This is a genomic window from uncultured Allobaculum sp. (genome assembly GCF_948576815.1).
Lineage (GTDB): Bacteria > Bacillota_I > Bacilli_A > Erysipelotrichales > Erysipelotrichaceae > Allobaculum > Allobaculum fili.
Window position 1 is genome coordinate 1 of the sequence record NZ_CAPAEZ010000042.1, and the last position, 21,897, is coordinate 21,897.

At 53.1% G+C, this 21,897-nt stretch carries 20 protein-coding genes, 1 riboswitch and 1 other annotated feature; of the genes, 2 read left to right on the plus strand and 18 right to left on the minus strand.

Translation table 11 applies throughout. The features are described 5' to 3' along the window. Positions 1-164 precede the first annotated feature (164 nt). The 18 genes from Q2J39_RS06910 to Q2J39_RS06995 form a co-directional block, all read right to left on the minus strand. Complete coding sequence (locus Q2J39_RS06910; protein WP_288339728.1) at positions 165-629, minus strand: gamma-glutamylcyclotransferase family protein; 465 nt, start codon at positions 627-629, stop codon at positions 165-167. Between the two features lie 142 nt (positions 630-771). After that, positions 772-2,199 carry an aminopeptidase gene (locus Q2J39_RS06915; RefSeq protein WP_288339726.1) on the minus strand — a complete coding sequence of 476 codons (1,428 nt, stop codon included), beginning with the start codon at positions 2,197-2,199 and terminating at the stop codon, positions 772-774. Then, positions 2,192-2,980 (minus strand): glutamate racemase, encoded by a 789-nt coding sequence (gene murI / locus Q2J39_RS06920; protein ID WP_230268457.1) that lies wholly within the window; start codon positions 2,978-2,980, stop codon positions 2,192-2,194. Before murI ends, Q2J39_RS06915 begins: the two co-directional genes overlap by 8 nt. Before the next feature lie 254 nt (positions 2,981-3,234). Then, complete coding sequence (locus Q2J39_RS06925) at positions 3,235-3,465, minus strand: hypothetical protein (protein ID WP_288339723.1); 231 nt, start codon at positions 3,463-3,465, stop codon at positions 3,235-3,237. 517 nt (positions 3,466-3,982) lie between these two features. After that, positions 3,983-6,646 (minus strand): histidine kinase dimerization/phospho-acceptor domain-containing protein, encoded by a 2,664-nt coding sequence (locus Q2J39_RS06930; protein WP_288339721.1) that lies wholly within the window; start codon positions 6,644-6,646, stop codon positions 3,983-3,985. Further along, positions 6,643-7,365, minus strand: coding sequence for a response regulator transcription factor (locus Q2J39_RS06935; RefSeq protein WP_230267449.1), 723 nt, complete (start codon positions 7,363-7,365; stop codon positions 6,643-6,645). The genes Q2J39_RS06930 and Q2J39_RS06935 overlap by 4 nt, the downstream gene beginning before the upstream one ends. 390 nt (positions 7,366-7,755) lie before the next feature. Continuing rightward, positions 7,756-8,604: a hypothetical protein gene (locus tag Q2J39_RS06940; RefSeq protein ID WP_288339718.1), complete on the minus strand. Its 849-nt coding sequence runs from the start codon at positions 8,602-8,604 to the stop codon at positions 7,756-7,758. Positions 8,605-8,870: 266 nt separating this feature from the next. Then, entirely contained in the window at positions 8,871-9,200 is a 330-nt protein-coding gene (hisE, locus tag Q2J39_RS06945; protein WP_230267451.1) for a phosphoribosyl-ATP diphosphatase, read from the minus strand. Further along, positions 9,190-9,543 (minus strand): phosphoribosyl-AMP cyclohydrolase, encoded by a 354-nt coding sequence (gene hisI, locus Q2J39_RS06950; RefSeq protein ID WP_230267453.1) that lies wholly within the window; start codon positions 9,541-9,543, stop codon positions 9,190-9,192. Before hisI ends, hisE begins: the two co-directional genes overlap by 11 nt. Continuing rightward, entirely contained in the window at positions 9,540-10,295 is a 756-nt protein-coding gene (hisF, locus tag Q2J39_RS06955; RefSeq protein ID WP_288339715.1) for an imidazole glycerol phosphate synthase subunit HisF, read from the minus strand. The genes hisI and hisF overlap by 4 nt, the downstream gene beginning before the upstream one ends. After that, positions 10,289-11,026 (minus strand): 1-(5-phosphoribosyl)-5-[(5-phosphoribosylamino)methylideneamino]imidazole-4-carboxamide isomerase, encoded by a 738-nt coding sequence (hisA, locus tag Q2J39_RS06960; RefSeq protein ID WP_230267457.1) that lies wholly within the window; start codon positions 11,024-11,026, stop codon positions 10,289-10,291. Before hisA ends, hisF begins: the two co-directional genes overlap by 7 nt. Next, positions 11,023-11,667 carry an imidazole glycerol phosphate synthase subunit HisH gene (gene hisH / locus Q2J39_RS06965; protein WP_230267459.1) on the minus strand — a complete coding sequence of 215 codons (645 nt, stop codon included), beginning with the start codon at positions 11,665-11,667 and terminating at the stop codon, positions 11,023-11,025. The genes hisA and hisH overlap by 4 nt, the downstream gene beginning before the upstream one ends. After that, a complete protein-coding gene (hisB, locus tag Q2J39_RS06970; RefSeq protein WP_230267460.1) occupies positions 11,664-12,242 on the minus strand; it encodes an imidazoleglycerol-phosphate dehydratase HisB in 579 nt (192 codons plus the stop codon). Before hisB ends, hisH begins: the two co-directional genes overlap by 4 nt. Further along, positions 12,235-13,329, minus strand: a complete 1,095-nt coding sequence (locus tag Q2J39_RS06975; protein WP_230267461.1) for a histidinol-phosphate transaminase — start codon at positions 13,327-13,329, stop codon at positions 12,235-12,237. Before Q2J39_RS06975 ends, hisB begins: the two co-directional genes overlap by 8 nt. Before the next feature lie 3 nt (positions 13,330-13,332). Next, positions 13,333-14,658 carry a histidinol dehydrogenase gene (hisD, locus tag Q2J39_RS06980; RefSeq protein WP_288339730.1) on the minus strand — a complete coding sequence of 442 codons (1,326 nt, stop codon included), beginning with the start codon at positions 14,656-14,658 and terminating at the stop codon, positions 13,333-13,335. Next, entirely contained in the window at positions 14,651-15,286 is a 636-nt protein-coding gene (gene hisG, locus Q2J39_RS06985; protein WP_230267463.1) for an ATP phosphoribosyltransferase, read from the minus strand. The genes hisD and hisG overlap by 8 nt, the downstream gene beginning before the upstream one ends. Then, entirely contained in the window at positions 15,283-16,407 is a 1,125-nt protein-coding gene (locus Q2J39_RS06990; RefSeq protein WP_288339711.1) for an ATP phosphoribosyltransferase regulatory subunit, read from the minus strand. The genes hisG and Q2J39_RS06990 overlap by 4 nt, the downstream gene beginning before the upstream one ends. A 165-nt stretch (positions 16,408-16,572) precedes the next feature. Next, positions 16,573-16,794, minus strand: a binding site (T-box leader). 439 nt (positions 16,795-17,233) lie between these two features. Beyond that, positions 17,234-17,340, minus strand: a riboswitch (TPP riboswitch). Between the two features lie 318 nt (positions 17,341-17,658). Beyond that, positions 17,659-19,581 carry an aconitate hydratase gene (locus tag Q2J39_RS06995; protein ID WP_288339709.1) on the minus strand — a complete coding sequence of 641 codons (1,923 nt, stop codon included), beginning with the start codon at positions 19,579-19,581 and terminating at the stop codon, positions 17,659-17,661. A 157-nt stretch (positions 19,582-19,738) separates the two neighbouring features. Between Q2J39_RS06995 and Q2J39_RS07000 the strand changes: the two genes are divergently transcribed. Both Q2J39_RS07000 and Q2J39_RS07005 read left to right on the plus strand, forming a co-directional pair. Then, positions 19,739-21,064, plus strand: a complete 1,326-nt coding sequence (locus tag Q2J39_RS07000) for a citrate synthase (protein WP_230267468.1) — start codon at positions 19,739-19,741, stop codon at positions 21,062-21,064. A gap of 203 nt (positions 21,065-21,267) precedes the next feature. Then, entirely contained in the window at positions 21,268-21,750 is a 483-nt protein-coding gene (locus Q2J39_RS07005) for a hypothetical protein (protein WP_288876496.1), read from the plus strand. Positions 21,751-21,897: the final 147 nt, after the last annotated feature.

A 21,897-nucleotide genomic window follows, 5' to 3' on the forward strand; every position in this document is an offset into this window, starting at 1 on the left:
GGAACTAACCTGATTTGTAAGTGAGCTTGTGAAGCTTAAGTGAACAGCATTGCGTTTCGCCTGAAAAAAAACGCCCTGTTTCATACAGAGCGATCGTCTGGTTTCCTGTTCAGGGCTGCTGTTCGGGCCACGCTGCCCTGTCGGATCTTCTTTCCTTTCCAGGCTCAGGACTTCTGGCCGGTCTGCGCCGGCACCCTTTCCAGAGCCGCAAACAAAGGCGCCGGATCCAGACCAAAGTCGTGACAGCCCGCTTCGCAGATTTGTACGTACTCTTCTTCTGGCCTGCCATCCGCAAAGCCCAGGGGAATGGCGTAAAGAAACACAGGAAGAGATTCGCGATGTCCGTCAAAAAAACTGACGGGCAAATCCAGCGTGAACTTTTTGTACAGCGCGGGATATTCCTCGTATTCATCAAGCGCGGCTTCGTCCTGAGCGTCCACCTGCCAGATGCCCGCATCCGCAAAAGCCCCCTTCTTTGGGACGATCGAGAGATAAAACTCTCCCTTGTCTCCTTTAAAGACGAGCTTCCAGTCTGCAAGACGGGCGGTTCCGATCGGGATCGCGTTCGGGCATCGTTCTTTCATCTGTTCGAGATGGAGGTTGCTTCCATAAGCTGCATAGTATTTCATATTCGCTCTCCTTGGCTTCCTCCACCATACGCAATATTTCCTCTCCCTTCAAAACGTCTTTGGAAATTCGTCAAAAAGCGTAAAGGGAGTGGCCGAAACCACAGAGCGAAAAAAATCCCCCGAATCTTCGGGGGAATCAATCTTAAAGCGAATTGGCCTGCAGATCGCGCATGTACTGCAGGAAAACCTTGCAGCAGCAAAAGGCTTCATACACATCCGCCTTGGAGCTCAGTTCAAACGGAGAATGCATGGACATCAGCGCCACGCCAGCGTCGATGACGTCCATTCCGTAGTTGGCCAGAATGTAGGCGATCGTTCCGCCGCCGCCCTGGTCGACTTTGCCGAGTTCCGCGGTCTGCCAGACGACATCGTGATCATCGAGCAGTTTGCGCAGCGCGGCGATGTATTCCGCACGAGCGTCGTTGGAATGGCTCTTGCCGCCGGAACCGACGTACTTGGAAATCGCGATACCGCATCCAAACTGCGCGGCGTTGCCGTTAGGGGAAGAAACTTCCGGTACGTTGGGATCATGAGCTGCGGAAACATCGCACGAAAGCATCGTGGAATGACGCAGAGCCCGGCGAACGTTCAGTTCGCTGTACTCGCCCAGTAAGGAGAGCACTTCAGCCACCTGGTCTTCAAAGAAATGCGACTGCATGCCCGTCGCGCCGACGGATCCGATTTCTTCCTTATCCACAAGCAGGCATACGGCGGTACGCTCGAGCGTTTCGTTCGCGAGTTCGAGCTGGCCGATCAGACCCGTGTAGGCCATGACGCGGTCATCCTGTCCATAGCCTAAAACCATGGAACGATCGAGGCCGCACGTTCTGGCTTCGCCCTGCGGAACGACTTCGAGTTCGGCACTGATGAAGTCATCTTCATCAATGCCGTAGCGGTCCTTGAGCAGACGCAAAATGTTCGCCTTGACTGGATCGGAAGCTTTTTCGTCGCCGTCTTCCTTTTGCGGAATGGAACCGGCGATGACGTTCAGCGCTTCGCCTTCGATGGCTTTGGATGTGGGCTTGCTGGCCTGATCCTTGCCAAGATGCGGCAGGACATCGGTAATACAGAACACTTCGTCTTCCGGATGATCGCCGATGGCGATATCCATGTGCGTGCCGTCCTTCAGAACAACCACGCCATACATCGCCAGCGGAAGTGTCGTCCACTGGTATTTCTTAATGCCGCCATAGTAATGGGTATCGAACAGGCAGATGCCGTCCTGCTCATAGAGCGGATGCTGCTTGAGATCGAGACGGGGCGAGTCGATGTGCGCGCCGACAATGTTCATGCCTTTGGCGATCGGATCGCTGCCGATGTGAAAGAGCACAACGGCTTTATCCATCATATTGAAATAGACTCTGTCCTGCGGCTTCAGGCTCTTGCCGTTTTCGGCGTATTCGTTAATGTTGCGATAGCCGAAACCTTCAGCAAGCGCAATCGCCTGCCTGACGCAGCGGCGTTCGGTTTTTCCAAGGGAAAGAAAATTCATGTAGCCTTGGGCAAACGTCATGATTTCGCCAAGCGTCCTGTCATCGCAGGCAAGCCAGGCGTTTTTATTTTTATTCATACGTTTCCTCCATTCGATGGACCAGTTTCCAGGACAGGTCAATCTGACTCGGATCGGAATTGTCGATCTGCAGCCTGTCTTCCCTGTGAGAAGAATCCGGATTGAGCAGATGCTTCTCTTCAAGAAGATGCTTCAGATGGCGCACCGTTCCTTCATTTCCGTCCACAATTTTAACGTTCGGACCGGCGAGCTGCTGCAGGCGCTGCTTGAAAAACAGAAAGTGCGTACAGCCTAGAACGATAAACTCTGCGTTCCTGCTTTGCGCCAGATAGTCTCTCAGCGCCGCGTCGACAGCCTCCAGATCGTCCAGACGGTCTTCTTCCACAAGCCGGACGAGTCCTGGACATGGTACCCGTATGATCTCATGGCCGCTTTGAAAACGGTTTTTGAGCCGCTCAAACTTTTCCTGATGAAGCGTCAGGTTCGTGGCCCAGACCGCAATGATCGACGGGGTTTTCAGATCGGCAGCGACTTTGAGAGCCGGTTCCATGCCAATAATGTCGAAATCAAAGTGTTCGCGCAGCAGCGGGGCGGCAGCGCTGGTCGCCGTGTTGCAGGCGATTACCACCGCTTTGACGTGCTGTCTGGCAAAGGCTTCGACAATTTCCATCGAATACGTCTCGACGACTTCACGCGGCTTTTCCCCATACGGATTGCGGGCGGAATCGCCAAAGTAAAGAACCGTCTCATTGGGCAGTTCCTTTCGAATCTGCGCCGCGACGGTCAGTCCGCCAAGTCCGGAATCAAATACGCCAATTGGATCACAGGGTTTCATCTTCATCACCGCTATAACTATACAACGAGACCAGAGAAGCGCCCAATTTCCCTCTTTTCCCCATATGCGGACAGATTCTTCATGTTTCCGTTTTTCCATCGTGATTCATCGGGCTTTCGCTTTTTCGCCTGCACTTTACGAGAGCGCTGCTTTGCTTCTGTTCTGCCAGGCGTGGATCGAACGTGTTCCAGACGTAAAGAAAAGACGCCGCAGGGGCGTCTCTTTGTTTCCTTTAAACCTGGTTAAATCCGGTTAATCCGTCAGTGATTGTGACTGTCGGGATAGACTTTGTGAAAGCGTTTGCCGTACGCGCTGTACGCATAGTTAATTCCGGCCAGAATCAGGACGGCCGCAATCGTCACCCCTAACAGAATGGCCTGTGCCGTTCTGGCCGGGATGGCCGCGTACATCCACGCAAACAGACTGGCGACGATGCCGATCAGCGCTGCCGCGATCACGACCAGATTCAAAATCCAGCGTCTGTTTGTCATCGCTTTTCCCCCTTTCTGCCGCGAATCGCAGGCGAACGGTTTCTACCGGTTCAGATCGTCTGGCCGTTCCAAATTGTTCGCTACCCTGATCGATTCGCTTTAATTCGAAAAAAGGCTCCGAAGAGCCCTTAACCGTATGGCAGGCTTCCTTGAATTCCTGGAAGGGAATCATTTTCCGGCTGGTATTTCAGTCTTGTCAAGGATCGCTTTGCATCGCCAAATGCAGGTGGGATCAGACGTCAGGGAAAGATCAGGGATCCTTCTTCTGGACCAGCTTCCTTGATGGCAGTCATCTTTTTTGGCCTTCGCTCATCGGTTTGGATGGCTATAGCCTATCACAGCCGGATTCAAATACCGCCTTGCCGCCTGCATCTTTTCCATAATGGTCTTAACTGGTTGCTTATCTGTCCAAATTGGCACGCGTATTGTATTTATTAACATTCATTTTTTCAAAAAGCGAAAGGAAAAAGCCGAATTCGTGTACTTTTCGAATTCGGCTTGATTTAAGAGTCCAGAATTATTTCCCGTCTGAATAGCCCGGAGCATTCTCCTCATTCTTTTTTTCGGAATCGGCAGACAGCCGGCCTTCTTTTTGAAGACTGGTAATCGAGGCCAGAAGCAGCGGATCCGTCTCTGGATTGACGCTTACTGGATTCGTCGTTTTGGAAGTCCGGATTTCCTCCGTCTTTGTTTCGGGCAGCGGTACAGTGGCTGTTTCCGGTTTCGATGAGGCCTGCATGGTCTCTTCCAGACTGGAAGGCTTTTTGGGTGCAGGTTCTTTTCCAGTAAGTTCTTCTTCCAGAACAGACGGGCTGGCCGGTTCTTCTTGAACATAAACGTCGTCGACGGCTTCCCCGTTTTGCACGGACGATTCGTCATCCAGGACAGGCTCCGCTTTGCCGGTATCCGCACGAACCGCACTCTTCTCTTTCGAATCGGCGAGCGGAATGTTTTCGGCCGGATCGAGCGGGAAGCTCATGATGGCTTTGAAAATGTCGCCGTCGGTCTGAATGATGAAGTCGCCGTTCTGGACTTCGACAAAGCTTTTGATGATCGCCAGACCCAGACCGCTTCCCGCTTCGTGACGGCTGGCATCGCCGCGTACGAAACGTTCCATGATCTGTTCGGGATCAAAGTCGAGAATGTCTGCTGACGTATTGCGGAAAATCAGCTCGCAGCTCGAACCGCGGTTGATCAGGGTAATGAATACGCGGGAGCCGGGCAGCGAATACTTGCGGATATTGGAAAACAGGTTGTCGATGACGCGGACCATCTTGTTCGGATCGAGATCGATCATGACCGGTCCGTCCAGATTCATAATCGTTTCGAGCTGTTTTTCCGCCAGCGTATCGATCCATTCGGCCTGCACCTGTTCGACCAGTTCACACAGATCGATGTGAACGAGATCGAGTACGATATCGCCGCTGGTCGCCTTGGTGATATCAAACAGGTCTTCAATCAGCGAAGCCAGACGGGCGGAATAATTTTGAAGATGGCTGGCGTAATGATGAATATCGTCCATGTTGTCGGACATGCTGATGAGCTCGGAATAGCTCTGAATGCCCGCTACTGGCGTCTTCAAGTCGTGCGAAACGTTGGAAATCAGCTGGGACTTGGACACCTGGCTGGCCAGTCCTTCGTTGCGCGCGTTTTCGTAATTGCCCGCAATATGGACCAGATCACTGACGATCGGATTGAACATGCCGGCTTTTTCCGGCTTGAACTCGCTGTAGTTGCCCATGGCCAGAGAATGCGAAGCATCCAGAACGTGCTGAAAATCCTGCGATATGGCTTTGGCAATGCCGACTGCAAAAAGAATGGCGATCAGGCAGCTGATCAGCACAGCCGCAATCAGTCCAAAAAGGTCGAAAAACAGGACGCCAAGAAGCATGAATGCTCCCGTCAGAACGATCCATAAAGCAGATAGTATCGTCAGACGGAATACGGGCATGTGCCGGTTTTGCGAAGAGAAGCTTTCCAGAATCCAGTCGTGGGCATGCACATAACCCCAGTAGCAAAGAGAATCCTGTTCCACAAAAGCTGCCGGACCCATTTTGAAAATGCGCTTAATGTAGAGCGCGAGCAACGCGACAGTCATAAAAACCAGGAACCAGAGCAGAATGACGGTCGCCCAGGCGACCAGTTCCGCCTGCCAGTCGTTCATCGCAAAGGAAAGGTACTGCGCCTTCAGCGAACCGTTCGCAAAATTCATCGTGACACGGTTCAGGCCTGGGGAAAGAATCGCGTACATGCCGCCAAGAACGAGAATCGCAAACAGCGCCTTCATCCGGCTGAGCTGTGTCAGTAAAGGCAGCCCTTCTTCCAGCCGGTAGCGAAAGAGCAGGACGAACAGAACCACGACGATGGATCCGTATAACCTACAGAAATCAAATCCGGTCTGGTTGACGTCCGCAGCGACGCGGGCGACTACGCCGCCGTTGGGCTGCAGCGTTTTGGGTACGTAGTAATGAATGGAAAAATCGTCCGGGAGCACCAGCGAATACGCGTATTCGCAGCCGCTTGGCGAATTGCGCCGCTCTTCGGGAACGAGCGCCGGATTGACGAGAATCGAACGCGCCCTCGAAAAGGAGACGTCCGGCTGAATTGCGCCGGAATACGTGATGCCGCCCGCGGAAGAGCGGATCGTGTAGTCGAGTGCACCGTCGGTCTGGTTATAAGAATCTTTCCAGTTGTGGGAATACTCGTTTCCGCCGTAGCGGATAATCCAGGCGAGGTTGGAATCGCGCGCCAGAGATTCGGCGGAAGAGCGAATGCTGTTGCCGGCGTTTTCCTCGATGTACTGCCGTATCGTCGAATCGGTTTCCTCATCCGTTTTCAGCCATTCGGTGCCCGGAACTAGCGATCTGGCCCGGACCACCGCCATGGCTTCCAGCGACGGGGCCAGCGCTTCGGTAAAGACATCGAGCGTTTCTTCCCCCTGCAGGGTAATTTTGGACGTCAGTTTGGTCGCCAGCGTACTCAGGATGAGCAGCAAAATGCAAAGCAGGCAGGGAAACACTTTCGCACCGTTCGATTTCCCGCTTTTTTTCAGTTCCGGCTTTGCCGATTGAAAGCTGGTGCTGCTTTTGGGCTCGTCTTCAAAGGCTGTATTCGGCGCGCTCTGCGTGCTGTCCAGACTTGCCGTCGAAGCCGGCTCGATCAGCCGGGCTCCGCTTATCATGCCGTCAGAGGATCTTTGCGCATTTTGTAGCCGAGGCCCCAGACCACCTGAATGTACTGCGGCTTTTTCGGATCCTCTTCGATTTTTTCACGCAGTTTTCGAATGTGGACGGTAATGGTTTCGGTCGAAATCGCATCTTCTTTCCAGACCAGCTCATAAATCTCGGCTGCGGAATAGACACGCTCGGGATGGCGCATGAGCAGTTCAAGAATCTGGAATTCCTTCGGGGTAAGATGCACCGGCTCATTGCGGACAAACACTTCCTTGGTCATCGGATTCAGAGACAGATCGCGGTTGACGAGCGAAGCGTTATCGGGTTCATCCTTGGCGTTTTTCATTTCCAGAAAACTGTCGTAGCGGCGCAGCTGCGCCTTGACGCGGGCGAGCAGTTCCATGGACGAAAACGGCTTGGTCAGATAGTCGTCGGCACCGATCGTCAGGCCGTTGATCTTATCGACTTCTTCGGATCTTGCCGAAAGGATAATAATCGGGAAATCATAATTTTTACGGACTTCCTGAATCATGGTCAGACCGTCCATGACCGGCATCATCAGATCGACGATGGCCAGATGAATTTTGTCTCCCGCTTTGCCAAGCTCTTCCAGGCCCTGTGCGCCGTTGGCGGCCAGCAGGACCTCGTAGTTTTGTGAACGAAGATAAATCGCAATCGCATCGCGAAGCCCCTTTTCATCTTCAACAACAAGAATCGTATGGTTCATCGTGTTCCCCTCTTTCTTTTCCTGTCTCCAGACGGATCGGAATTTCCCGTTTGCCTGCCGCGTATGTTCGCGCCAGAGCTTCCAGTCTGGTTTTATCTTCTAATTCTGGTGTCTGCACAGGCTTTTCTTAAGCAGACACTATGCTTTCAGTATAAAGCGCCGTATGCATCTGCGCGCTTTTTTAAGAAAACCTTCAGATGGCCGGAAGAATTTTTCCAGAAGCCCTCTGGATGGACCAGATGCGATGCAAGGCTGCAGAAAGCTTTCTCCAAACACTCTCCAGTTGGAGAGAATTCTTGCCGATTTCCGTAAAAAAAGCCCCGCAGACTGCGGAGCAAAAGCGCTTCATAAAGCAGGACCATCCAGGGATTCGATCCGCATTTTTTGCCCTTATCGGACCGCCGTTTTATTGCGTACGGCTTTCTTTTCCCCGGTCCGGTTTTCCTGCAGATCCGAAAGACCGGCCAGCCGGCGCGCTCGATCTTTCATCGCCTTTCGTCTGGCCCGCTCGAGCATGACGCTCTGCAGCGAGGTATGTTCCAGACCCGCATTCGCACGGTTTCGATGCTTCGACTTTGGTGCATGCACTCGTTCGGCGCTTCTGACCGGGCGGCGAAAGCGGATCGGCCGCATGCCGCCGGTACAGAACAGATGGACGCCGGTTATCAGCACGATCAGTAAAAGAATGAAAACGAGTCTTCGCTCCGGTACGGCAAGCAGACCGAGCAGAAGCAAAACGAAGTACAGCCCCCACCGGCCGGCGCTCGCTTCCCAGTCGCAGCGCGTGAGCCAGAACCAGCACGGATAGCTCACCAGCAAAACGATCGGTCCGCAAAATACCAGGGTGATCATGCTCGAAACATCCATGAGCAGACCGGCCAATATCTGACCAACGACGCACAGGACAAGGTTTCGCATCGCTTCTTCAAATTTAAAGCGGCCGCAGACCATGAGAAAGGAAAGCAGCAGGCTGATCAGAATTGTAAACGGGATCCGGGATCCTTCCCCGGAAGCCAGAAGCAGGCCGCTGGCCATGCCGACAATGCCGGCGCCAAACCAGAACAGCGAGCTCTTCCAGTACTTTTTTATATTTCGGCTGCAGTGCCTTGTCCAGAAGCGCGTCCGGTCACAAAATTTCTTCCATCCTGCGCGCCAGGACGAAGCGGACGGAGCCGACCGGCGTTTTGATCCGTTGTAGACCGCTTTAGGATTTGTCTTTTTTTGTATTGCCGAGTCCATGCGCTCACCTCGCTTTCCAGTTTACTGTCTGGTGTCAAAACTTATCCTGTGAAATTCTTATCAATTTTGAAAGATTGTCTGTACCGCTTTTTCCGGCAGCCTGCAAGGCAGGCCGGTATCGTGAAAAAAGCGCATATCCCGGGGAAACGCGCAGGATTTCAGAGAGGAGTCTTGCTCTCTGTACAGACGAGATGAAATCGGGCACTTTTGTACGGCTTCCGATTCTAGATTATTTCTTGTCTGGAATAGATAGTCTAACTGGATGCCTAGTAGTTTTCAACCGGGCGGCGTTCGGCTTTCAGATTGTGCTTTTTAAGCGAACGCTTCGCGAGTTCGGCTTCGACTTCATGCCAGCTGACATCCTTCTGTGCCATCAGCACGCAAAGATGATACAGCAGATCGCCCATTTCGCCGATCAGATGTTCCTTGTCCTGACTGAGCGAGGCGATAATGACTTCCGTGCACTCCTCGCCGACTTTTTTGAGAATCTTTTCTTCGCCTTTTCCAAAAAGATACGCCGTATACGAGCCTTCTTCAGGATTGGCTTTGCGATCCATGACGGTTTCGTACAGTTCCTGCATTTCGTTATTCTTCATGCTCTTTCTCCTCAAAGCTTTCCAGCTTGCGATAAAAACAAGTGCGATTGCCCGTATGACAGGCAGGACCGGTACTTTCTACCTGAACGAGCAGCGTATCCCCGTCGCAGTCCTTGTACATCGACTGAACGATCTGGAAATTGCCGGACGTTTCGCCTTTGATCCAGAGCGCATTGCGGCTTCTGGACCAGAAGGTTGCTTTTTTCGTTTCCAGCGTCTTTTCCAGCGCTTCTTCATTCATCCAGGCGACCATTAAAACGGTGCCATCTTTGGCGTCCTGCACAACGGCCGGGATGAGTCCGCCGCCTTTTTCAAAATCGAGATCGAAATCCTTGCCCGTCATCGAACCGCAATCCCCTTTCCTTTCAAATAGTTTTTAACATCCGTTACGCTCAGCTCATCGTAGTGAAAAAGCGACGCAGCCAGGGCAGCATCCGCGGCGTCTTCTTCAAAGACTGTCGCAAAATCTTCGAGCTTGCCGCAGCCGCCCGAAGCGATCAGCGGCACGCTGACGGCCTTTCGAACGGCTTTGCACAAATCGAGGTCAAAGCCCTGCTTTGTGCCGTCCGCATCCATGCTCGTCAGAAGAATTTCTCCGGCGCCAAGACGCACGCCTTCTCGAATCCATTCGATCGCGTCGCGTCCGGTATCGATCCGGCCGCCGGCTTTGTAGCAGTGCCAGGAACCGTCGGGCTGCCGCTTGACATCGACCGCCAGCACAATACAGCTCGAACCGTACATGCGCGCGGCCTGTTCGATCAGTTCGGGATGATCGAGCGCGGCGGAATTCAGAGACACTTTGTCCGCGCCGTGATTGAGCAGATCACGGATCTGTTCGATCGAGGAAATGCCCCCGCCTACGGTCAGCGGAATAAAAACCTGTTCAGCCACGCGGGCTACGGTTTCGACCATCGTCTTGCGGCCCTGCCAGGTGGCTGTAATGTCGAGAAAGACGAGCTCATCCGCACGCTGGTCGTTATACTTTCTGGCCAGCTCCACCGGATCCCCGACTTCCTGAATGCCTTCAAAATGAACGCCCTTGACGACTTTGCCATCGCGTACGTCCAGACAGGGAATGATTCGTTTCACTAACATGACGCATCCTCCCCCACGCCTTTTCCGGCCGCAATCGCCTCTTTTAAGGAGAGCGATCCGGAATAAATCGCCTTGCCGGCGATGGCGCCATACAGATTCTGCTTTGCAAGACGCTCAATATCGCTCAGCTGACTGACGCCGCCGGAAGCGACCAGCTGACAGTCTGTAAAGGAAGAAAGATGCTCCATCAGATCAAAGGAAGGGCCCATGAGCATGCCGTCCTTGCGGATATCCGTAACGATCAAAGTTTGAACACCAGCCTCTTCCATCTGTTTTACGGCGTCATCGAGTTCGATGCCGCCATCTTCGAGCCAGCCGGCGACCATGACCCGGCCGTCTCTTGCATCAAGCGAGACGGCGATCCGATCGCCGTACTCTTCACAAAGGTCCTTGACCATCTGCAAATCTTCCAGAGCCGCTGTGCCCAGAATGATGCGGTGCATGCCATGATCGAGGTAGCGTTTCGCATCGGCTTTTGTTCGGATGCCGCCGCCCACTTCCGCTGGAATATGGAGTGCGTTTGCGGCTTTTAAAATGAGTTCATCGTTGACGGGATGACCGGCTCTGGCGCCGTCCAGATCGACGAGATGAATAAACTCGGCGCCGTCGTTTTCAAACGAAGCGGCGGTGCTCAGCACATCGGCAGCGACCTGACTGGCCTGATTGTAGTCGCCCTGACGCAGGCGAACCGGCTTGCCGCCGAGAATGTCAATGGCTGGAAAAATAATCATGCGCCAAACTCCTTTCCAAACCATTCCAGAATACGCAGTCCCGTCGTTCCGGATTTTTCCGGATGAAACTGGCAGCCCAGAACGTTGTCTTTCCATACGATGGCCGGAACCGTATACGGTCCATAGCTGCAGTACGCCGCCAGCTCGGACGGATTCCAGTCCATACCCGCGTAGCTGTGGTCGAAATATACGTACGGATCGGCTTCGATTTCTTTCGCGATTGGAAAATTCGAAGCGCAGTACAGACGGTTCCAGCCGATTTGCGGAACCGGCAGCGTAATCGCTGTTCCGTCTTCATGAAATTCAATCGGCTCCATGGCTTTCACGCTTCCCTGCAGAAGGCCAAGACCTTCGTGTTCGCCAAATTCAAACGAACGCTCGTACAGAGCCTGCATGCCCAGACAAATGCCGAGCAGCGGGATGCGATCTTCTTTGACTTTTTTCAGAAGCCATGTATACAGGCCGTTTTTGTGCAGAGCGCCGATCATGTCTTCAAACGCGCCGACCCCGGGCAAAATGAGCTTGGAGCAGTCTTCGAGCTCCGCTGGCGAAGAACCGATTTTCGTCTCCAGACCCAGATGGCTGCAGGCGGACGTCACGGAATGGAGGTTGCCCATTCCATAATCAATAATTCCAATCATTCCAGCACCCCTTTCGTCGACGGCAGACGGTCGCTTTCAATCCGGATGGCCTGACGGATCGCCCGGCCCAGTCCTTTAAAAATGGCTTCGATCTGGTGGTGATCGTTTTTGCCATACACGTGGACATGCAGCGTCAGCCCCGCGTTAAAGGCGAAGGCGCGCAGAAATTCTTCAATCATTTCCGTGGAAAAGCCGTTGATCGATTCCCGGTGAAACTGTACGTCCAGTACAAGATACGGGCGTCCGGAAAAATCGAGATCGACCTGCGCAAGACTTTCGTCCATCGGCAGGCGGCAGTTTCCGTAACGGGCAATGCCGCGCTTGTCGCCCAGGGCATTTCGAACGAGGCTTCCTAATAAAATCCCGGTATCCTCGATCAGATGATGGTCGTCCACATCGACATCGCCGTCCGCTTTCAGACGCAGATCCATGCCGGAATGAAAGGCGAACAGCTCAAGCATGTGGTTAAAAAAGCCGATGGGCGTCGCAATGGAGGCTTCGCCTGTTCCATCGAGATCGAGCGCGATCTCGATCTGGGTTTCTTTTGTAACACGGCGATCATTCGATTTACGCATGCTCTTCTCCTTTGGAAAATTCGAAATTTTCGCTCTTCGAAAGTTCTGAATGGTTTGCGTTTCTGTCATTAAAGGCTTTAAGAATGGCTAAAACCTGGTCGTTTTCTTCGGGCAGGCCGATCGTAATGCGGATGCGCTCCTTATTGCCGTACGTACGAACGGTAATGCCAGCCTCTTCAAACGCCTGTTCGAGCGCTTCAATCGATTTTGGATCGTCCTTTGGACGCAGCGCATAAAAATTGGCGTGAAATTCGCCCGCTTCCAGAGAGGAGAGGGCTTTGAGTTCGTCCTGAATGCGGTTCGACTCGTCGACGATGACGTTCAGATAGTCTTCCATGATTTCCGGATGGGCCAGAACAGCACGTGCGGCGAGCTGATCAAGCGTCGAAATCGAATAGACGATTTTATACAAAGCCAGCTTCTCGAGCAGCTGCGGCGAAGCGCTCAGATAGCCCAGCCGAATTCCCGCGGCACCCCAGGCTTTGGAAAGCGTCTGCGTGACGATCAGATTGTCATGTTTTTCAATCCGATTCAGAGCCGACTGATCACAGAAGTTCATATACGCTTCATCCGCAGCCAGAACAATCGGATCGAGCATAGTCGCCAGCCGGTCGATTTCCTCGCGGGTTAACAGATGTCCGGTCGGATTGTTCGGGTTGGAAAGCAGGACAAGTCCTGCATTGTGTTCTTTAGCGAAGCGGACAAAATCGTCGAGATCAAACGAACCGTCCCACGCGGTATCATACAGACACGTATCGGACTGGATGCAGCCGGCGTAAAAGCGGTACATGCCAAAGTCCGGATTGAGCATGACCAGCGTTTTTCCATCCCGGCAAAGCGTGGTAATCATCAGCTGCAGCAGCGCGTCGCTGCCGTTACCCACGACAATTTCTTCCGGCTTCAGACCGGTCTGCTTCCCGATGGCCTTGCGCAGTTCGATGGCGTCGTCATCGGGATAGCGGTTAAGCGCGCTCTCCTGAAGCAGCGCGTGAAACGTATCGAGGATGCGGGAATCCCAGGGTCTGGACGATTCGTTGGCATTGAGCAGGACGCCCTGGTGGCTGTGCGCTTCATAGGTATAGCCCATGGCTTACTCCCCTTCCTCGCGCTCGATCTCATCCTGGTTTTCGGACGCGTCGTGCAGGCGGATGCGCACCGCGTTGGCGTGCGCTTCGAGATCTTCCTCCTGCGCCATGCGAATGATCTTGTGTCCATTCTTTTGAAGGGCCTGATCGGAGTAATACATATAAGAAGATTTTTTGGTAAACGCGTCGACGCCTAAAGCGGAAGAGAAGCGGGCTGTGCCGCTGGTCGGCAGAACGTGGTTGGTGCCGCCGAAGTAGTCGCCGATGCTTTCGCACGTCGTATAGCCGAGGAAGACGCTGCCGGCGTTTTTAACGAGCGGCAAATAGTCGATCGCGTTTTCCACCTGAAGTTCGAGGTGTTCCGGTGCGATTTCGTTGGATATTTCAATGGCTTCATCCATCGTATCGGTCAGAATGGCGGTTCCAAAAGAAGCCAGGGACTGTTCAATAATTTCTTTTTTCGGCAGAACGTCCGTCTGTTCGCGCAGCGCCTGATTGACCGCTTCGATGAGCGGTTCGCTGGTGGTGACCAGAATCGAGGATGCCATCGGGTCGTGTTCCGCCTGGGAAAGCAGATCGGAAGCGACATGATCCGGATTGGCGTTTTCGTCCGCAACGACGAGAATTTCACTGGGTCCGGCGATCATGTCGATATCGACTTTTCCAAAAACCAGCTTTTTCGCTGCAGCGACGTACATATTTCCAGGGCCGGTAATTTTATCGACCGGCGCGATCGTTTCTGTACCATACGCCAGTGCGGCGACCGCCTGCGCGCCGCCGGCTTTGATAATTTCGGTGACGCCCGCAATTTTCGCCGCGGCCGCCAGGTTGGGTGAAATCTTTCCGTCTTTTCCCGGAGGCGTCGTCATGACAATGCGGCGAACGCCGGCCACTTTGGCCGGAATCGCGTTCATTAATACGGAAGAAGGATACTGCGCCCGACCCCCGGGGACGTAAATGCCGACCGCATCGAGCGGCAGCACCCGCCAGCCGAGGTATACACCGTCTTCTTTTTCCAGAGACTGCGGCGTCTGCACCTGCGTTTCGTGGTAAGCCAGAATGTTCTGGGCGGCTTCCTGCATGGCCGCGACAAATTGCGGATCGGCTTTGGCCGCCTGCTCTTCGAGCTCTTCATTAGAAACGATAGGATCGTCCAGATCGATGCGATCAAACTGAAGGGTCAGATCGTGGAGCGCCTGATTTTTGCCGGAACGGACTTTTTCAATGATGGAACTGGTCTTCACCAGCATGTCCGGCGAAATTTCATACGCACGGCTCTGAAGGTAGGCTTTCAGTTCAGCCCGGTCGTCTTTTCCAATGGTTTTAAGCATTTTCACTCACCGCTTTCTGCAGATCCAGAAGGACCTGTTCAATTTCCTTTTTCTTCAGCTTCCAGCTGGCTTTGTTCACAATGACCCGCGCGGAAATCTCGCAGACTGTATCGAGTACCTGCAGGCCGTTGGCTTTCAGGGTGCTGCCGGTTTCCATGATGTCGACGATGCCGTCCACCAGACCGATCAGCGGCGAAAGTTCTACCGACCCGTCGATCTTGATGATTTCCACGTCCATGTTGCGTTTCAGAAAGTATTCTCGGGCGACGTGCGGGTATTTCGTACCGATGCGCACGCGTCCTTTTTTGGTAAACAGATCCGAATCGGGCAGCGCCGCGACAATGAAGCGGCACTTGCCGGTGTTCAGATCCAGCATTTCGTAATAGTCCGCCGGGTTTTCGAGAAGCGTATCCTTGCCGACGACGCCCAGATCGGCGGCGCCGTGCTCGACGTACGTAATGCAGTCGTTGGATTTCACGAGCACGTAGCGAATGTCGTGTACCGTATCGGGCAAAATCAGCGCCCGTCCTTTGTTGCGAACTTTTTCGGTTCCGTAGCCGGCTTCTTCGAGCATCGTCAGCGTTTTGTCTTCGAGCCGGCCTTTGGTCAGCGCAATCGTCAGACTCATGGGCGTAACTCCATTCGGGTTTCAATGTCTTCCAGGCCTTCTTCTTCCAGCAGGCAAACGGCGAAATTTTTGCGGATGCGCGCCGCCTCCGCAAAGGCTTCTCTGGCTTTTTGCGGCGGATAGGCCAGCACGATTTTGCGGCGCTCTTCCTGATCCGGAAGGAGAGCCACTAACGGATTGATTTTAAAGGCGAATCCGATGGAGGGCATCGAATTTCCAAAAGCGCTCATCAGATTGTCATAACGGCCGCCGGAAAGCACCGCGTTCGAAGCGCCGGGAACGAACGCTTCAAAAATGATGCCGGTGTAGTAGTTGAGATGCGGCAGCTTGCCCAGATCAAAGCCGATCATGTCGCCGTAGCCGGCTTCTTCCAGAAAACGACCAGTCGCTTCGAGCTCTTCGAGAACGGCTACAGTCGACGGATCGAAGGCGAGTGCCTTGGCTTTTTCAAGGGTTTCAAACCCGCCGTCGAGCAGCGGAAGGTGCAGGAAATAGCGCCGTATGTTCTGGTCGAGATGCTTTTCATCGAGAAAGTTCTGCAGTTCGACCATCGACTTCTTATCACTCAGATCCGCGAGCGTCGCAATATCGTCTTCGTCATCAAAAACCAGACGGGCCGCGTCGGAAAGCAGACGCGCATCCGACATTTCCAGACGCCAGTCTTTCAGACCGTACGACTGCAGCGCCTTGAGCGATTCCAGCGCGCAGATCAGAACCTGCAGATCGTCGGTGCTGCCGATCAGTTCGACGCCGCAGTCAAGAGTCTGAATGGCTTTTCCGGTATAGGCTTTGCGCAGTTTCCACACATCGCTCAAATAGGACAGACGCAGCGGATGAGCCGCGTTTTTCAGGGCGGTCGCGGCGATGCGGGCGATCGGAATGGTCATGTCCATTCGGAGCGTGACAATATCCTGGTTTTCGTCGAACAGCTTGACCATCTGCCGGTCTTCGAGATTGGAAAACGCCTGATTGTACGTCTGGTAGTATTCCATCGCCGGCGTGCTGACTTCTTCAAAGCCAAAGGCATCAAAGACATCGAGAATCTGCGAACATAAAGCTTTTTGCTTGCGCACATCGCGCGAGAGCGCGTCTCGACATCCAAACGGGGTTCTCAGTTCCATGACAAATCCTTTCCGGAATGGATCTAAAGATCCATCCCTTTGTTCTGATCGTTTACGGGTTTACGCCATTCCTGGCGTTTCTGGCTTAAATTTCTGACTGTCCAGACGGTTTTGAATTTTTCAAATCCGTCAAAATCCAGCCGTAGAAACAAAAAAACTTTCACCCCAAAGGACGAAAGTATCGTGATCCCACCTTTTTTTACGTTCTCCTCGCGAAGAACGCCTCTGCAACTGAAAAGACAGTCTGTCCTTTAACGGAGACATCCGGGATCCCATTTCCTGAATCCGGCTCCGGGCTGTGATTCCATCCTGTCTCTGTCTTCCTTTCACCGTACGGAAGCTCTCTGCTCAGTTCAAAGATGTACTGGTGCCCTTCTGCGCCTTTGTGAATTTATTCCAGATTTTATAAATCGCCCTGTGCGGTGTCAACTTTCCCTCCCGCAGTTTACAAAGGTTTTCCGGCGAATGTTTCATTTTCTTACATTTTTCAGACGCTTTGTGCGTTCTTCAAAGACGTTTTGACCGCTGTGTCTTCACTTTCCATCCAAAAAGAAAAGAAGTTCCCAGGCTGAGAACTTCCTGCTCGAACAAATCGATTCTCCCTCAGGCAAAGACGCTTTCCCTTTGCCCTTCTGGCCGCTTTCTTTTAAAGGCAGTAAAAATATGCGCAAAGTCTGTCTTCAGTGCGATCCGGCCGCACGAAAGCAGCAGAAGCGGGGACAGGCTATCGATTTCTCGTTTTATTTCTCTCTTTCGCGTGTGCGAAAGCCGGGTGTACGCCTCCTTTCTGCATGAAAAAACGGAAACAGCGCCTTCGGCTGTCTCCGCGATTATTTCTGCAGAATTCCCTCCGTTGGCATTATCCAAATCAGGTTAGCGGTCGGAGCGCCCAGCTCCCTCTCAGCTCATTTGTGAGCTCCCGTGCTGTTCTCGTTTTCTTTATTGTAGGCTCTATGTGAAAAAAGGAAAGGCTTTGCGTACCATACAGCCTTTCCCGAGCGGCGGTCGCCGTTCTAAGCGCTTTCTCTGACAGTGCAGCAGACATCATAATCCGTACGTCTCAAATCATGCCCTCCGCAAAGCGGATCGGACAGGATAAAGAATCGATACCACAGAAAAGCCGTGAAGGCAAAATCCGGACAGACGGAAAACCGAAAAATCGAGCGATTGGGCGATGGCTTGTCCAGCCCAGAAAAAAAACGCGCCGGATGAACGTCCGACGCATTTTTTCTGAGCTTTGCAGAGTCTTCTTTATTTCTGCTGGGAGCGGATATAGTTCAGCGTGCCGCCCACATAGAGCGTAGGCAGATCTTCCAGTCCAAACTGACTGTTGAGAACATACGTATGGCCTTTGGTCTGGTTGATGACGCGAAGTCCCTGTTCTGGGTCGAGGTCGTGCAGATTTTCGAACGTGAGCACGTCCATCTCGTCGATATCGTCATAGTCTTCCGGATTCTGGAAGGTGAGCGGAAGAATGCCGAAGTTGATGAGGTTGGCCAGGTGAATTCGCGCAAACGATTTGGCCAGAACCGCCTTGATGCCCAGATACATCGGGGCGAGCGCCGCATGTTCGCGGCTGCTTCCCTGTCCATAGTTTTCGCCGGCTACGATAATACCGCCGTTATTGGCTTTGCAGATTTTGTCGAAGCCTTCCTTATTGTTGCGGAACACGAAAGTCGACAGCTTTTCGATATTGGAACGATACGGCAGCACTTCCGCACCGGCTGGAGCGATGTGGTCGGTCGTAATGTTGTCTTCGAGCTTGATGACGACTTTCTTTTCGAACGCATCCGGCAGCGGATCGTTGATCGGAAGCGGCTTAATGTTGGGGCCGCGTACAATTTCCACGTCTTCCGGATGCTCGCTTGGCGCAAGAATCATGGAATCGTCGATATAAACGGGTTCACTAAAATCGCTGTCCGGATAGTCGATCGCGCGCGGATCGGCGAACACGCCGGCAATCGCGCTGGCCGCGGCGGTTTCGGGCGAAACGAGGTAAACGCCCGCTGAGTTCGTTCCGGAACGGCCGTAGAAGTTGCGGTTGAACGTACGCAAAGAGACGCCTTCGCTTTTTGGAGACTGGCCCATGCCGATGCAGGGACCGCACGTGCATTCGAGGATGCGCGCGCCGGCTTTGACAAACGTCTGAAGCGCACCGTTTTCCATCAGCTTAATGAGAACCTGACGGCTGCCCGGCGAAACGACGAGTGAAACGTTTGACGCAATCGTTTTGCCTTCAAGAATGGCAGCAGCTTTCATCAGATCTTCAAAACCAGAGTTGGTGCAGGAGCCGATAGCGACCTGATCGACTTTCTTTCCGGCGAGCTCTTCGATGGATTTGACCGCGTCCGGAGAATTTGGACAGGCGGCAGCCGGAACCAGCGTGGACAGGTCGATGATTTCGACGTCGTCATAAACGGCGCCTTCGTCAGCTTTCAGTTCGATCCAGTCTTCTTCCCGGTTCTGTCGCTTCAGAAATTCGCGGGTACGTTCATCCGAAGGGAAAATGGATGTCGTTGCGCCGAGTTCCGCGCCCATGTTCGTAATGGTCGCGCGCTGGTAAACCGAAAGCGAATTTACGCCGTCTCCGGTATATTCAAACACTTTGCCTACACCGCCCTTTACGCTGCGGCGGCGCAGAAGTTCAAGAATGATGTCCTTGGCCGAAACGCCATGGGGAAGCTTTCCCGTCAGGCGCACTTCAACGACTTTTGGATAGGCAATCGTATAAGGCAGACCCGCCATCGCCTTGGCAACATCGAGGCCGCCGGCGCCCATCGCAAAGCTGGCCATGGCCCCGGCCGTCGGGGTGTGGGAATCCGAACCGATCAGCGTCTTGCCCGGACGGGCAAACCGTTCGAGATGTACCTGATGGCAGATGCCGTTGCCGGGTCTGGAAAACAGAACGCCGTGCTTAGCGGCTACAGACTGCAGATAGGCATGGTCATCCGCGTTCATGAAACCGGACTGGAGCGTGTTGTGATCGACATACGAAACGGAAAGTTCCGTCTGCACCTGATCTACGCCCATGGCTTCGAGCTGAATGTAGGCCATCGTGCCGGTTGCATCCTGGGTGAGGGTCTGATCAATGCGCAGATCCGCGGGTGTGCCCGGGGTATGGGCATCGTTGAGTACGTGTGAATCGAGAATTTTTTGAGTCAGAGTCTTCTTCATAGTCGTCCCTTCCATTTTTTCTTCTAATGATATCAAATCGGTTGTAAACGGAAGTTTTTTCTTTCTGAAAAACCCGATTTCCCGTTTTCAATGTTTGAAATGTGTTTCACTTTGTTATACTGACTCAAACATTGAGCGAAGAAAGGGGTCTTTTTTTATGAGCACTTCTCTGAAAGCAGTTTATCGCGACTGTCTGCCGGACAATTCGATCGAGCCGGATCTGTATTCCATTTATCACGTGAAGCAGGGGCTGCGAAATGAAAACGGCACCGGCGTCAAAGTCGGCCTGACCCGCATCTGCGATGTCATCGGCTACGAGATGGTCAAAAACCATAAGCGCCCGATCGACGGCGAGCTGATTTACCGCGGCTACTCCATTAAGGATCTGGTCGCCATGGAAAAGCTCGATTCAAAAATCCGCGGCTACGAAACCGCCGCTTTTCTTCTCATTTTCGGAAAGCTGCCCAGCCCGGCGGAACTCGGAGAATTTCAGTACGCGATCAAGCATCACTTTTCGAGCAGTCTCGTTTTTGAAACGTACCGGACCAAGGATCTGCTTAACGCCATGCAGATCGAAGTTCTCAAACTGTACGGCCTCGATCACAACCCCGATACCGATACGCTGGAGGACCGCATGATGAAGGGACTTTGCATTCTTTCTTCTCTGCCTCTTTTCGTGTTCTCGGTCTACTCGCATAAGAAAATTTCTTCCTATCCCCTTCCCGCCGCCGGCTTTGCGGAAAACGTGCTCTGGATGGCCAGAGACAACCAGCCCTACACGAAGCAGGAAGCCAGAGTGCTGGACGTTTTGATGATGCTGCACGCGGATCATGGCGGCGGCAACAACTCCACCTTCGCGGATGTCGTCATTTCTTCCACCGGTACCGACATTTACTCGTGCATTTCCGCGGCCATCGGCTCGCTCAAGGGACCGAAGCATGGCGGTGCCGCCGGCAAAGTCGGCGCACAGACGCAGATGCTTCTGAAAAAGCTGAACAAGGATTCGAGCGATGAAGACGTGCTTCAGCTTTGCGAAGACATTCTCGATAAAAAAGAAGGCGACGGTTCGGGTCTGATTTACGGCATCGGCCACGCCATTTACACGAAAAGCGATCCGCGCTGTCAGCTGATCAAGGAAGAAGTCCGCCGGCTGGCGCAGGAAAAAGGCGAACTGGAAACGTTCGAACTGATGGACCGCTTTGAAAAAGCGGCGGTCGCCACGATGAAAAAGCGCAAGGGCACGCACGTCTGCGCCAACGTCGACTACTATTCCGGCTTTGCCTATCACATGCTTGGCATCGACCAGTCGCTCTTTACCCCGCTCTTTGCGACCAGCCGCTGCGCCGGCTGGATTGCCCATCATCTGGAAAACCGGCAGAACAATCGCAAGCTGATTCGACCAGCCAACATTTATGTCGGCGAACACCGTGTTCCGAAAGTCTTGCAAGAGGCGCGGACAAAACAGCCCGGCGAAACCCAGTAAAATTCGTACGCATCGTCCAGTCCCGGAACTCTCAGGAAAAGACGATGCGTTTTTCTTTTTGAAAAGGCAGAGTTTTTTCGAAGACAAAAGGATTTTTGCGGCCTCGTCTGGATGCATCCTGGCAATGCTTACCGATGGAAAACAGACGTTTTCTGGCCGTTGGTTTCTGCTATACTGGTCAGAGTACGAAAGGCGGATTTATTATGCTTGACGATTTTAATACTGAAGAGAAAATCAAAGACTTATTTAAGAGCAGTCATCTTCCCAAAGGAAAGGAAGACTATCTGATTGTTTATTCGACCTGGCCGACGACAGCCATGATTTTAGGGGGCGCCGGCACAGCCATGACTTCGGATGTCGATTCCGCCTACGGGGGCTATCTGGTGCAGATTTGCGATGACGGCCTGAACCTGCTTCCGCTGGTTCGCAAAAACAAGCGCGACGGCGTGTTCGCGGCAGCACGCATGGATCTTTCCACCACAAAAGGCATCCGTCTTCTGCGCGAAGACATCGCTTCCTTCAAAAACCGTCCCGCCAACGGCTTTCTGCCCTTTGCCCGCGCGATTACCATCACGACCAAAGCCGGCAAAAAATACGTCTGGATGATTAACAAGAAGGAAAAAAATCTGCCCTATCACGAAAATGGAATGCGCGCACTTCTCGAATTTGGAAAAACGATTCATTAGTACAGCTGCATGCAAGAGCGGCCGAATCCATACGGCGGTTTCCCTGCGTTTCATGGCGTTTCCATCGTTCTGGATTTTGTTTTACCCTCTGCACCAATGCTGTTCACTTAAGCTTCACAAGCTCACTTACAAATCAGGTTAGTTCCT

Excerpts from the sequence above, each read along its gene's own strand:
- Q2J39_RS06990 (WP_288339711.1), bottom strand. The coding sequence starts at position 16,407 with ATGGAACTGAGAACCCCGTTTGGATGTCGAGACGCGCTCTCGCGCGAT.
- Q2J39_RS07000 (WP_230267468.1), top strand. The coding sequence starts at position 19,739 with ATGAGCACTTCTCTGAAAGCAGTTTATCGCGACTGTCTGCCGGACAAT.
- hisF (WP_288339715.1), bottom strand. The coding sequence starts at position 10,295 with ATGTTAGTGAAACGAATCATTCCCTGTCTGGACGTACGCGATGGCAAA.
- hisD (WP_288339730.1), bottom strand. The coding sequence starts at position 14,658 with ATGCTTAAAACCATTGGAAAAGACGACCGGGCTGAACTGAAAGCCTAC.
- Q2J39_RS06930 (WP_288339721.1), bottom strand. The coding sequence starts at position 6,646 with ATGATAAGCGGAGCCCGGCTGATCGAGCCGGCTTCGACGGCAAGTCTG.
- Q2J39_RS06910 (WP_288339728.1), bottom strand. The coding sequence starts at position 629 with ATGAAATACTATGCAGCTTATGGAAGCAACCTCCATCTCGAACAGATG.
- murI (WP_230268457.1), bottom strand. The coding sequence starts at position 2,980 with ATGAAGATGAAACCCTGTGATCCAATTGGCGTATTTGATTCCGGACTT.
- hisB (WP_230267460.1), bottom strand. The coding sequence starts at position 12,242 with ATGCGTAAATCGAATGATCGCCGTGTTACAAAAGAAACCCAGATCGAG.
- Q2J39_RS06940 (WP_288339718.1), bottom strand. The coding sequence starts at position 8,604 with ATGGACTCGGCAATACAAAAAAAGACAAATCCTAAAGCGGTCTACAAC.
- Q2J39_RS06995 (WP_288339709.1), bottom strand. The coding sequence starts at position 19,581 with ATGAAGAAGACTCTGACTCAAAAAATTCTCGATTCACACGTACTCAAC.
- Q2J39_RS06975 (WP_230267461.1), bottom strand. The coding sequence starts at position 13,329 with ATGGGCTATACCTATGAAGCGCACAGCCACCAGGGCGTCCTGCTCAAT.
- hisA (WP_230267457.1), bottom strand. The coding sequence starts at position 11,026 with ATGATTATTTTTCCAGCCATTGACATTCTCGGCGGCAAGCCGGTTCGC.
- Q2J39_RS07005 (WP_288876496.1), top strand. The coding sequence starts at position 21,268 with ATGCTTGACGATTTTAATACTGAAGAGAAAATCAAAGACTTATTTAAG.
- hisG (WP_230267463.1), bottom strand. The coding sequence starts at position 15,286 with ATGAGTCTGACGATTGCGCTGACCAAAGGCCGGCTCGAAGACAAAACG.
- Q2J39_RS06915 (WP_288339726.1), bottom strand. The coding sequence starts at position 2,199 with ATGAATAAAAATAAAAACGCCTGGCTTGCCTGCGATGACAGGACGCTT.
- Q2J39_RS06925 (WP_288339723.1), bottom strand. The coding sequence starts at position 3,465 with ATGACAAACAGACGCTGGATTTTGAATCTGGTCGTGATCGCGGCAGCG.
- hisI (WP_230267453.1), bottom strand. The coding sequence starts at position 9,543 with ATGACGGGCAAGGATTTCGATCTCGATTTTGAAAAAGGCGGCGGACTC.
- hisE (WP_230267451.1), bottom strand. The coding sequence starts at position 9,200 with ATGAAGAATAACGAAATGCAGGAACTGTACGAAACCGTCATGGATCGC.
- Q2J39_RS06935 (WP_230267449.1), bottom strand. The coding sequence starts at position 7,365 with ATGAACCATACGATTCTTGTTGTTGAAGATGAAAAGGGGCTTCGCGAT.
- hisH (WP_230267459.1), bottom strand. The coding sequence starts at position 11,667 with ATGATTGGAATTATTGATTATGGAATGGGCAACCTCCATTCCGTGACG.